General features: G+C 42.3%; 12 protein-coding genes and 2 pseudogenes. 11 read left to right on the forward strand and 3 right to left on the reverse strand.

Annotated features, from left to right (window positions below; translation table 11 throughout):
• Both ACFILL_RS08125 and ACFILL_RS08130 read left to right on the forward strand, forming a co-directional pair.
• On the forward strand, positions 1–766 hold a 766-nt coding region (locus tag ACFILL_RS08125; RefSeq protein WP_375643697.1), incomplete at its 5' end, for a major capsid protein.
• Between the two features lies 1 nt (position 767).
• The gene (locus ACFILL_RS08130; protein WP_375643696.1) at positions 768–1,124 is read left to right on the forward strand and encodes a hypothetical protein; all 357 of its coding nucleotides are present in this window, start codon (positions 768–770) and stop codon (positions 1,122–1,124) included.
• A 27-nt stretch (positions 1,125–1,151) separates the two neighbouring features.
• Here the strand turns inward: ACFILL_RS08130 and ACFILL_RS08135 are convergent, their stop codons facing one another.
• The gene (locus tag ACFILL_RS08135; protein WP_375643694.1) at positions 1,152–2,237 is read right to left on the reverse strand and encodes a hypothetical protein; all 1,086 of its coding nucleotides are present in this window, start codon (positions 2,235–2,237) and stop codon (positions 1,152–1,154) included.
• A 381-nt stretch (positions 2,238–2,618) separates the two neighbouring features.
• On the opposite strand from ACFILL_RS08135, the pseudogene ACFILL_RS08140 reads away from it, so the two are divergent.
• Positions 2,619–3,337: pseudogene (locus tag ACFILL_RS08140) on the forward strand (antA/AntB antirepressor family protein).
• Positions 3,334–3,612, forward strand: a pseudogene (locus tag ACFILL_RS08145) (hypothetical protein). Before ACFILL_RS08140 ends, ACFILL_RS08145 begins: the two co-directional pseudogenes overlap by 4 nt.
• 44 nt (positions 3,613–3,656) lie before the next feature.
• Here ACFILL_RS08145 and ACFILL_RS08150 read toward each other — a convergent pair.
• Entirely contained in the window at positions 3,657–3,953 is a 297-nt protein-coding gene (locus ACFILL_RS08150) for a HigA family addiction module antitoxin (protein ID WP_004861504.1), read from the reverse strand.
• A 16-nt stretch (positions 3,954–3,969) separates the two neighbouring features.
• Positions 3,970–4,284 carry a type II toxin-antitoxin system RelE/ParE family toxin gene (locus tag ACFILL_RS08155; protein WP_273790985.1) on the reverse strand — a complete coding sequence of 105 codons (315 nt, stop codon included), beginning with the start codon at positions 4,282–4,284 and terminating at the stop codon, positions 3,970–3,972.
• Positions 4,285–4,336: 52 nt separating this feature from the next.
• Between ACFILL_RS08155 and ACFILL_RS08160 the strand changes: the two genes are divergently transcribed.
• From ACFILL_RS08160 to ACFILL_RS08190, 7 genes are all read left to right on the forward strand, one after another.
• Positions 4,337–4,885, forward strand: a complete 549-nt coding sequence (locus tag ACFILL_RS08160) for a hypothetical protein (RefSeq protein WP_375643693.1) — start codon at positions 4,337–4,339, stop codon at positions 4,883–4,885.
• Positions 4,866–5,555 carry a phage baseplate assembly protein V gene (locus tag ACFILL_RS08165; protein ID WP_375643692.1) on the forward strand — a complete coding sequence of 230 codons (690 nt, stop codon included), beginning with the start codon at positions 4,866–4,868 and terminating at the stop codon, positions 5,553–5,555. The genes ACFILL_RS08160 and ACFILL_RS08165 overlap by 20 nt, the downstream gene beginning before the upstream one ends.
• Positions 5,552–5,893: a GPW/gp25 family protein gene (locus ACFILL_RS08170; RefSeq protein WP_375643690.1), complete on the forward strand. Its 342-nt coding sequence runs from the start codon at positions 5,552–5,554 to the stop codon at positions 5,891–5,893. The genes ACFILL_RS08165 and ACFILL_RS08170 overlap by 4 nt, the downstream gene beginning before the upstream one ends.
• Complete coding sequence (locus ACFILL_RS08175) at positions 5,890–6,717, forward strand: baseplate J/gp47 family protein (protein WP_375643689.1); 828 nt, start codon at positions 5,890–5,892, stop codon at positions 6,715–6,717. Before ACFILL_RS08170 ends, ACFILL_RS08175 begins: the two co-directional genes overlap by 4 nt.
• The gene (locus ACFILL_RS08180; RefSeq protein WP_375643688.1) at positions 6,717–7,835 is read left to right on the forward strand and encodes a phage tail protein; all 1,119 of its coding nucleotides are present in this window, start codon (positions 6,717–6,719) and stop codon (positions 7,833–7,835) included. Before ACFILL_RS08175 ends, ACFILL_RS08180 begins: the two co-directional genes overlap by 1 nt.
• A 1-nt stretch (position 7,836) precedes the next feature.
• Entirely contained in the window at positions 7,837–10,980 is a 3,144-nt protein-coding gene (locus ACFILL_RS08185; RefSeq protein ID WP_375643687.1) for a DUF4815 domain-containing protein, read from the forward strand.
• A gap of 13 nt (positions 10,981–10,993) precedes the next feature.
• The coding region (locus tag ACFILL_RS08190) for a Bgr_08870 family protein (RefSeq protein WP_375643686.1) at positions 10,994–12,012 on the forward strand (1,019 nt) is incomplete at its 3' end.

Consider the following 12,012-nt stretch of genomic DNA (forward strand, 5'->3'; position numbering starts at 1 on the left):
AGAAGATCAGTTAGAGACAGCAATGAAATATATTGCCAGAAAACAAAAGAAACTGATTTCTGAAATCGAATTGACATGGGAAAATATGCAGCTTGGCGCTGTTCAAGGTGTTGTCCTTGATGCTGATGGTTCCGTAATTGTCGATTGGTACAAAGAATGGGAAATCACACCACCAAAGCCCATTGACTTTAAACTGAATACAGAGACAACCAATGTTGCTGACAATGTTGATCAAGTCATTATGAGGATGATTGAGGCTTCAAAGGGAGCGTTTTCTGATCGTTCACGCATTATTGGGCTTTGTGGAAATGAATTCTTTTCCAAGTTGAAAAACCATAAAACAATTCGTGAAACTTATCTCAACACAGCCTTAGCACAAACACTCAATAGCGCCGGAGGTGTTGCAACACCAAGCGCTCTTGGATCGGGGAGCTTTGGCAGTTTTGACTTTGCTGGTGTCACTTTCATTAATTACCGGAGTATCCACAACTATAATGTGAGTGCGAAGGCTGGAACAAAGCGCGCCATAGGCATTAAGCCTGATGAATGTCAATTCTTTCCTGTTGATGCGCCTGGTGTCTTCCAAAAAACCTTTGCTCCTGGTGAAAGCTTGGATTTTGCCAACACGGTTGGAAAACCTCTCTACACGATGCTTATCGTCGACCACGACCGTAATGCATGGGTAAAACCGGAGGTCTATAGCTATCCGCTTTACATCTGTACACGCCCTGAAATGCTGTTTAAAGCAGTGATTGGAGCGAAATAACATGCGATGGCACGGGCTGCTAAACCAAATGGTTAAAGATGTACGCAACACTTTTGGGCAGCCCATCATCTACACGCGAAAGGACAACCAGCAATCTTTTCGTATCACAGCGATTTACGGCATTAAGCATTCAGAATCGGACGCTGGTGGCAGAATTCCCACGACAATTGCAAGAAAGGAACTTGATCTTTGTATCAATGATATCGGGGGAATACCACCAAAACCTCAAGATAGTATTGTGATCATCTCTCCTGAAAACAGCAAAGCTCCCTCTTCTCAAGAGCACTTCGTGATCACAGATGTCCAAGCCTCAGAATCCGGTATGTATAAGCTTATCTTGCGGGAGATAAAACAATGAGGCATCTTTATTTGGTGTGTTTAAAAATCAATAAGGCTGCCCAAGAACTCGGATTACTGCTGCAAACCTTGGATTTGGAATAGCACTAAATCGATAATTCCATGGTGCGCCGGTACGGTGACTGATGTGACATTCTTGGTATGTTATAGTTACTGATGCAATTCTTGCCCAAGTAGTCCTTTCATTATCTTCAGGGCTTTCAAATACAATAGCTTGATTTGTTACTAAAAGACGTCCTAAAATTGGATTCTTTTCGCCAATATCAAAGGTAACGCGTTCTTGAACTCCCAACAGTTTTTCATTTTGTACTAAACGATAATCATATTCACTTGCGTCAAGTTCTTGAAACATTTCACATGCTTCCTTAAAATTAGAGGGAGGAATATCTGATTGCCACAGAGCAACTTCTTGCTCAAAGCTTTTTTCCTTTTTTGTCTCACGATAGGCAATAATAACAAAAATTAAAACAATAAAAATGGGTACTAATAACCACGGCTTAATAGTTACTGTTACCACAATGCCTCCAATCAGTAGAGCACAAAGGAGAACGATCTGTACCCTCTTTTCTAACCGTTTTTTTTCAAGTTCCGGCGACATTTTATTAACAACTGATAAATCAGAAGAAGGATGGATATGGGGGGGAGGCATTAAAACCTGCTCTGAAACTTTTTCTTTAAAACGTTTGTTGCGTTTATCTTGCCAATGAACAAAAATAGACAATGCAATAAATGCAAAGAAAATTAACCTGAACCATCCCCAAAAACCTAGACCATCATTTTCGTCTGACTTTTTATCTTGAACATGGATACTTTGCTTATCAGTATTCTTAGGTAGTGCCTTTGTCACGCTTTCATTTTGAGTAGCAACATCTATTAATAAAGTCGAGGAGGAGGAAAAAATTTCATTATTGTACGCAACTTGATCTGGTTTGATTTTGTGAAAAAAAAACGCACCTAATATTGCAGAGCCGAGAAATAATAAGACTCCAATACCAAGGGTTTTCAATCCATTTTTACGCCATTTTTTTATACACACTAAAACAAGTCCGACAACCATCACCGGTAACGACAACAAACATACGATCATCGCAATTGTATCAAGTATGTCGAGCATTATTGTCCCCTCCACTATAAATAAAAAACTAAGCTGGAAAATCTAAAGTGAGTCGACAAATAAAGTAAATATGTGCTTATGATTTTTAGAAAAAAGTGATATTATTACAGGAGTATGAATAATCGAAACAGGAACCTAACGAACACCTTAAATACTAAGCGGATAAGCTACCGAGATAGTTTATTTTCGCACATTAAAGGCTTTGACTCATTGTATGTTACTCGCATATAGTGATCTTGTGGGGTGTGGTTATGCTATAAAACACCTTCATAGGAAAGCATAACGATGGACTTACTACCGTGTTTTTCAGTGCTCGGCACTTTCTAATTAAAGAGTCAATGAAAAACATCTAAGTAGTAAGGAGTTCATTATGAATACTCTATAGAAATTAAAGAACAAACTATTGGCCAAGAAACAATTCAAACTGTTAACGCGCGTGATTTGCATGCGTTTTTGGAAATAAAGTCTGAATTTAGAAATTGGATTAAAAATCGCATTAAAGAATGTAAATTTCAGGAAAATATAAACTTTATAACGCTTACTAAAAATTTAGTAAGCGGTGGAAAGGTAAAATAATACCACATTACGTTAGACATAGCTAAACATCTTTCGATGATAGAGCGTAATGATAAAGGGCATGAAGCACGTCAATACTTTAACAAATGTGAACGGCTTTTGAAACAAGTAGTGACACCACAAGTTGACTACTCCAAACCTGAAGCATTACTTGGTGTCTTGAATCACCTACAAAATCAAATAGAGCAGAAAGATCATGTTATTGCTGAATTAGCACCAAAAGCAGAAGCACTTGATGGTTTAAAACGCTCTGATGGTTTGTTTGGTCTTATTGAAGCAGAAAAGATGTTAGAGGTACGACCTAAGGACTTAACTGATTACTTGCGTAAACATGATTGGGTGTATCGACGGGCTCCAGGGGCGCCTCTGTTACCTTATCAGGCAAGATCAAGAAAGGATTTATGGATTGTCCTGCTATCACCATTCAAAGACCGGATGGTACAGTAAAGGTGCTGCCTTCAACGAAAATCACATCCAGAGGATTAGTATGTTTAAGAGAGCAAATCTTTTGGGGGGGGCAATGAATACCAGTATCGATTTTTTGTGCGATTTATGGATGGCATTGTTTTAATTTTCTGATCGTGATGATGTCGAAGATAAAGCTTTTAATGCTCTCATTGAGACCATGGATGCAATAGAAAAAGCTTTGATTTTAAAACTTCAAGATGAGGTGCCGAATATTACAAAGATTCTTGCAGTTCTTACAGGTTTTGGAACTTCAGAACTACCGCATAGCATGAATCCGTTATTGCAAGCTTATGCTCCTACTTTGGAAAGTCCTGTTGTAAAAGCTGCTTAACTTAAAAACACAACTCCCCTCCCTGTTCTTAAAATGGGGAGTGGTTAAACCCTACATTCAAATTTATTGATTTTGGCAAATTCGTCTGCTTTTTCAGTTTGTAATATACTAACGTCATAAGCAGCTTGCATGTTAAGCCAAAATTCAGCAGTAGTATCAAAAAAATAGGCTAATCTTAGTGCTGTATCGGGAGTCACTGGACTATTTTCAGCAACAATACGTTCTATTCTCGTACGTGGAACATTTAATGCTTTTGCAAGAGCATAAGCAGAGAGAGCATATTCTTTTAAATATTCCTCTCGTAAAATTTCTCCGGGATGAATCGCTATATAATTTTTCATCTCGACCTCCTACAGATCAATGATAATCTACGATTTCAACTTCATAGGCGCCATTAGAGCGCCATTCAAAACAAATACGAAACTGGTCATTAATACGGATAGAATATTGACCTTTACGCTCTCCTTTCAATGCTTCTAGACGATTTCCCGGAGGACTACGCAAATCTTTAAGATCAACTGCTTTATCGAGCATAAACAATTTTCTTTGGGCTATACGCACTAGAGTGGTGGGAAAGCCTCTGGGCGGATTGCCTTCTAAAAGATCTTTACACCGCTTATCAGCAAAAGATTCAATCACCAAATCACCTTTATTCGTTCTTTTACGTATCATAACACGATACCAACATAAAGAAAAGGATAAATGTTAAATAACAGGAGCCCCCATGCATCCGAGAGAAACGATAAGGGAAAGCTTTGTTGCGTTGATCAAAGCAGCAAAGACGGCAGCTGGTGACAATGTTTTCAATATGCGTGATTTCAACTTCTCCCCTGAAAACACGCCTGCAATTAACATTTTCACACAAAGTGAAACGATTGAAGATGGCTATGATTATGGAATAAGGCGGCGTGTTTTAACGCTAGATGTTGAATGTTATGCGACATGTGAAGATGGTGCACGCTTTGTTGACCAATTAGCATGGGAAGTTGAGGAGGTTTTCTACGCTAATCCCAATCTCAACAACACAGTTGAGACATGCCGCCTGCAAAATATTGCTTTTGCCTTTGGTGATAATGGCGCCCTAGCGCTCCATGGTGCAATTCTAACCTTTGAAGTCATTTATGTGACAAATATCCCCAACATGGATGAAGAAGACGGCAGTGTAACAGCAAGAATCGTTGAACCTTTCTTAAGCTTTGAACCAGAAACAGGCGTGAGAAATAAAGATAAATACCATAAAATCGAGGTTACTCATGTTAGAGCGGCGCGATAAAGAAATCACAGATCTAAAGAGACGTGTGGCCAATATGGTTGTGGTGGGAAAAATTAGCCATGTCGACCATAAAAACGCACGCTATCGGGTAAAAAGTGGCAATCTTGTCAGTGACTGGATTCCAGACACACAAGCCCGCGCCGGTAAAACACGCTCTTATGAAGGGCGTGATATCGGAGAGCAAGTGATTGTTGTCTCGTCATCCGGAGATTTATCACAAGGGGTGATTGTTGGTTCACTTCACACCGATGCTAATCAAGCAGCCGATAAAGGCAGCATTCACCGAACTATATACCCTGATGGAACCAGCCTTGAATATGATGATGAACAAAATACTTATGGAATTCACATCAAATCCGGCGGAAAATTTATCCTGACAATCGCTGATGGTGTGTCACTAAAAGGTGATGGTGGCAAGCTAGAGCTTACAGCACCGGAAGGCATAAAGATTGTTTCAGAAAGCGATATAAATTTAAACGCAAAAGGCAACATCTCTTTGAAGGCAGGTGGTGGCATTTCACTGAATTCGAATGATAGTCTCTCTCTTCATTCTGGGAATAATGTTTCCATTCATTCAAGTGGATTAAGACATAACGGCACCAATATTGGAAACAGCCATGTTCATGGCGGTGTTTATTCTGGTGGTTCTATGACAGGAGGTCCCAATTGAACAGTGGAATGGACCGTACAACAGGAAAGCCATTAACCGGAATTGATCATTTGCGCCAATCAATCCTTGACATTTTGTCAACACGGATTGGTTCGCGTGTAATGCGGCGTGATTATGGTTCACGTGTTGCTGAACTCATTGATGCTCCAGTGAATAATGCTTTTGCTGTTGCTCTTTATGCTGCTGTTGCTGAGGCTTTAGACAAGTGGGAACCGCGTTTTAAATTGAAAAAAATTGATTTTAAATGGAGTGAGACTGGACAAGTTTCTTTGTCCTTTGAAGGCATTTATTTGCCATCCGGCAAGCCCATTACCATGGAAGGATTATTGATAAAATGAATGGAGTGCTTGCAAAACCCGAAATCATCACAGAACTTTCTTTTGAGGAAATACGCGCTGCTGCTCTTGCCCATTTAAAAGAACTTTTACCCGAATATACATTTTTGGAAAGTGATCCAGCCGTAAAAGTCATAGAGGCTTTTAGCTATCGAGAGTTGCTTTTAAGACAGCGTATTAACGAAGCGGCACGCAACAACATTCTTGATTTTGCAACCGGTGAATCTCTTGATGCTTTGGGAAACTGGCATGGTATTGCCCGCATGGAGGGTGAAAGTGACGAGAGATATCGTGAACGCATAGAGCTTCATACCCGTGGTGGCAATGGTAGCGGGACAGAGCCCTATTACAAGCTTATCGCCTTAACAGCAGATAGTCGTGTTAAGGATGCGATTGTTTACCGTAAAGGCAAAGACCCAACCATTTATGTTGCTCTTTTTGGTAATAATGAAGAAGGAACAGCCTCTGAAGATCTCATACAAACAGTCTCAGAAGCTCTTCACAGAAAAAATATCATCATGACCAATGATACAATCATTGTTCACGCTGCTGTCAAAAAAGTGCTGGATTTAGAAGCAGATGTTTGGCTGTTACCAGAAACATCTTTGAAAATTCTTACAACAATGAAAACAAATTTAAGAACAGCATGGAGACAAGAACAAGCCATTGGTCGTGAATTAAGTTTGTCGTGGTGGATTTCAAAACTAATGATTTCTGGTGTCCAAAAAGTCATTGCCATTACCCCAACACAAGACAGTATGGTGTGTGATGAAGAAATTTTATCGATTGGAAAAATCACCTTAAACTTCAAAGGACGTGCCCGCTAATGGTTGGTTCCCTCCTTCCCACAAACGCGACAGAATTTGAAAAGCGCCTTGCCGATGCTTGCGATTTTCATCAAGATATTGATGGTTCTGTTTTGGGGATTTCACGCGCAAAACTGATCACACGCCCTCCCCGTTTCTTGCCGTGGTTGATTGAAGAATACGGGCTTGGTGAACTGACACCTTATGTTCCAAACCTCTATGATTTGATTGATCAAGGGCTTCAATGGCAACGCTTGCGCGGCTCCCTTGCGGCAATAGAGATGGGGCTTGAATGGCTAGGGATTTCGGCACGCTTTCAACCCGCATGGACAGGGCGAGCATGGTGGAATTCCTTTCAACTTGATTTTGATCAGTTGCCTGAACGCAAAAGCCTTGAAGCCATTGAAGCGATTACCGACCTTTCCAAAAGTTTGCGCTCTGATTTTCGTCGTGGGACCTATGGTTATGATGTGCAAGCTGTTGAATGCAATATGTCACGGCTTGATGACAGCATGTTGGAGTATGAAAGCGGTGTTCGCTTAACAGCTGGGGACACTTTGTTTTCCTTTGGGCGCACAACAGAAATCAATCATACCCTCACAAAAGAAGAAGGCAAGCTTATTGGCAACTGGATTGATGACTTTGACGAGGAGTTAAGCTGGAACCAAATTGATTATCCATGGGATATGGCAAATTTTCCGTGGTGTTCGGTCAAAAAACATGAACGCGATATACTCATGGCAGAGTGGTTTAGCAACCGCACGCTTTATCTCGTGTTAAGAGACAGCCAAAATAGCGTGATTGGGTATCGCAGATGCTATGCTGTAGCGCCTGTCGAACAAGCTTTGGATGGTGTGTACAGCCATTGTGGCGGCAGATTCCAGCCCTCCTCGATGGGCACGGCGCTTTTTCTGGCAGCACGCACAGATTTTCATGATGTTGACGGGAAACAAGCAGCTTTTGTTTCCATTCTCGTTCACGGCATTCCCAAACAAGATGTCCCCCTTGATATCCCCCTGGGCAAGCTTTGGTGTGATGCCAATGAACTAAATGGTGGTGTAGAGATACTCAAAACACCCATTAATATTCCTTTGCGTGCCGATGTTCGCGAACAATTCAAGATTTTATTGAGGTTTTAATATGAAGCATGAAAGTGGTTTACCCTTTGCAATTGACAGATCTCGCGGCAAAGAGGAACAACAAAGCGTTGTCTTTTATGGCACGCGTCCCTTTATTCAAGCGGGTGAACTCAATGAGGTTCAAACCATTATAAGGGGGCGGCATGACCGATTGGGGCGCCTTGTGGCACAAGAAGGAGACCGCGTTGAACGGGCTGATGCTTTTGTCAACAAAGAGACAAGGACCGTCACTTTAACGGATGGCAAAATTTATATCGCAGGCGATATTTTCCCCGTTGCACCCGCTGTACTCAACAATGTTGCCATGATTGGGCGCTTGGAAATTGGTGTGAAGCTGCAAAAAAAATGGATAACCCATGAGGATGATCCAGAGTTGTTGGGGCAAGTCCCTGGCACATTGGCAGAAGGAGAGCCTGGTGCCGCACGCGAAACAGCACAGCTTGTTTGGGCACTAAAAGAGGATGAGCAGAATGGCACTTTCTTTCCCGTTTATATCTTGCAAGATGGTGTTCTGATTGATCAAAAATCACCCTCACTCCTTGAACCCGCCATGCAAGCTATTGCGACGTACGACCGCGCCCATGGGCATTATATCGTGAGTGGCTGCCGTGTAAGCGCATTGGGAGCAAATAATGGTTGCCAAGTGTTTAGTATTCAAGAAGGAGAAGCCAATATCAATGGCTTTAAACGTAAACGCCTTGCCGCCTTGCGCCATGAAGAGATGCAAGATTTTTCGACAAGCGTTGTTCCAAGCGAAACGCATATTTTTGCGCCTTCAAAAGGGAAAACAAGTTTTACCTTTAAACCCTATTATTTTCCTATTGCCGATATTCAGTCTCTTTTGTTGACAAAAGAAAAAACCGTTAACGTCACCCGTGGTGCCGTTGCCGCTGGGCGTGATGGGGTGCCGGATAAAAGCATCACCGCGTTTATCAAAATCGTTCAAGGAAGCAAGGAATTTAAAGAAGGCACAGATTTTAAAAAAACCGGAGACACCATTGATTGGGCACCCGTGGGAGACGAACCTTTAGCAGGGAGCAGCTATAAGGTGACTTACCGTTACCGCGCAAAAATCACGGCTGATAAAGTAACAGCACAGGAAATCACTGTCTCAGGTGGGGCGGAGGGTGGTGATATTATCGTCAGTTACACTTACAAACTCCCCCGCATTGACCGCATAGGACTGAACACGGGGGGCAATGTCGTATATATCAAAGGAGTTTCATCAGATCACCCCATGGCACCCAGTGTCCCTGATGATGTGTTGTCCCTTGCAACCATTACCAACAATTGGCTTGAAACGCCGGTTGTGGTCAATGATGGCACACGGGTTGCCCCCTATGATGAGATGTGGCGCTATTTTCAACGAGTGCTTTCGCTTGATCGATTGATGCAATTAGAGCGTATTAAAAGCAATGTTGACTCTAAAGAACCTGTTGCCAAAAAGGGCATGTTTGCAGACCCTTTTCTTGATGATAGTTACAGAGATGAAGGCTTTCAACAAACGGGGGCTGTAGGCAATGGCATTTTACAGCTCGCCATTGATCCAACCTTTTACACCGCTCATCTGAACGCGCCTGTTACGCTTGACTGGACAAATGAAGTGATCATTGCGCAAGAGTTGACAACTGCTTGCGAAAAAATCAATCCTTATCAAAATTTTGCGACCTTGCCTGGTACAGTAACCCTTGAACCCGCGACAGACTTCTGGCATGAACAGCGTACCGATTGGCTCTCAAGCGTGACCAATCAACTGAACATGGGATGGAACCGTGGGAGAAGCGTTCGTAAAACAGAAATCAGTGATGATTTGGTGAGTGCAACCCAAGAGAAAATCGATTTTTTGAGACAAATTACCCTTTCTTTCAAAATTGAAGGTTTTGGCAGTAGCGAAATCTTGGAACGTCTTACCTTTGATGGTGTGAATATTTTACCAAAAACAAAGCTTGTTGCTAACACCAAAGGCACCCTTGAAGGCACTTTCACGATTCCACAAAATATTACCGCTGGTACAAAAAATGTTGTGGCACGGGGAAAAGGTGGAACAATTGCAACAGGGCTTTTTACAGGTCAAGGTGTGATTGATGTGAAAGTGATGCGGCGCACCACAACAGTAAAGATCTGGACGCAAGTGGACCCACAAGCGCAAGTTTTTACCCCCGATGAAACACGGCAAATCACCGGTATTGACTTTCATCTTTGCAAAATTGGTAATGAGAACCATGATCTGGTGATTGATTTGGTCACCACAGAAAACGGTTATCCGACCGCCGATATTCAAGCGCAAAGCTTTTATTCTATGAAGGGCGCAAAGCTAGGTTGGGCAGAGGCACGCTATGATGTACCACTCCTTGTCCCCGATGACCGCTTAACGGCTTTCGTTATTAAGACAGATGATAGTAATCATTCTGTCTCACTGGCAAAGCTTGGGGATTTTGATGCAGAACACCAGAGATACGTCTCGAGCCACCCTTACGTGACCGGTCCACGCTTTTCTTCTGTCAATGCTAGGAGCTGGACCGCCCATCAAGATGAGGCTTTAGCCTTTCGAGTGCTGGCGGCACGCTATACACAAACAGAAAAAACCATTGATCTTGGCACTTTTGACCTTGTTGACTGCTCTGATTTGCAAATACGCGCAGCCATTGAATTGCCTTCAAGCGATTGTTCTGTCATCTTTGAAATTGAAAGAAACAATGGCACGGTTTATCAACTTCTTCCCTTTCAATTACTCAGTCTTACTGAATATATCAGTGAAAAGATAAAGCTTCGCGCTATTCTCAAAGGCACCGAAAAGCTCTCACCCGTCTTGTTTGCGCCTGTTCAATTGATTGCGGGAAAGATCCATAAGGAAGCTACCTATGTCACGCGTGCTTTTGCCTTTGGTGAAAAAGCAAGATTGACCAGCTATATCAAAACCTTTTTACCAGGTGGTGCAACCTTCACTTGTGAGATGCAGTTGGATGATGGTGCTTTTGTTCCTCTCACATTAGAGGAAACAGAGCAGTTATCCGAGCCCCTTTGGACAGAGCGCAAATTTATCAGTGGTGATAAAGGCGCCAAACAAGCGCGCCTCAAACTCACCCTTACCGGTGGACCAGCAGCGCGGTCCATGGTGAGTGATTTTGGTGCCGGTATATTGTGATGGGAGAACAGAGATGACAAAAACGAAAAAACTCGACATGGAATTGCCTAAAGAAGGTCGTTTTATCAGTTCTGAATTCCCAATCTTGCGCGAAAACTTGACCAAAATTGATCAAGCCATTGCAGATGTTGAGGAAAAGGTAGAGGGAAAAGCGCCTTTAAAACACACGCACACAATAAGTGATGTTGCAGATCTTGAAGCAGCCTTGAAGGGCAAGATGGCAGCGGATAAAACTTTCACTTTAAAAGATTTAGGTGATATCGAGGGTGCACAAGATGCAGCCAACAATTATGTTCTCTACAAAGCAAGCAACAATCACTTCACTTTTGGCAGTGCTGTCTCTCTATTAGGCGCACATCAACATAAAACCGAAGATATCGTGGGGCTTGACGATTTTAGAGCCAAGATCAATGAAGATCTCACAAGCTATGGGCACCTCACAAGCCCAAATGAATGGCAAAGTTATAATAAATTTACCAGCAAAATCACTATGAGTGGTGGCTTAGAACTGTTGGGTAATTCGTCGTTTAACCTTATCTATAATGGCAAAGTGGTTACCAATTTAAACACAAACGGAAGCTCGCTTAAAGGACCACTTAAAATCGATGGTGATGTTGTTTATACGAAGGCGCAAGTGGATGCCGCCATTTTGGCACAAATAAAGAGTCTTAAAAAAGATTTGATCGATAAAATCACAAATTGGCCGGCCCTTGCTGATGTTGAATTGCTCTATACACAGGATGGGAAAATTCAGTGGCCCGTCTGGGTCACCGATAAAACTAAAGTTGAGATCCAAGCTTGGGGTGGTGGGGGTAGTGGTGGTAGAGCGTTTGGGATAGGATTAGGAGGAGGTGGTGGAGGTGGTGGTTGTTCCGTCTGGTATGGCTATAAAGTCAGTTTAAACGGTCACGAGGATATCATCATTGGTAAAGGAGGGGCTTCTATTGCAAAGAATTTTGTAAGCGGTAAGCCTGGAGAAACAACAACCATTGGCAAAAATTTTATTACCGCTACCGGAGGAAAGGGTGGTGG

Origin of the sequence: Bartonella sp. AP20NXHL (genome assembly GCF_042196165.1) — a bacterium.
Classification (GTDB): domain Bacteria; phylum Pseudomonadota; class Alphaproteobacteria; order Rhizobiales; family Rhizobiaceae; genus Bartonella.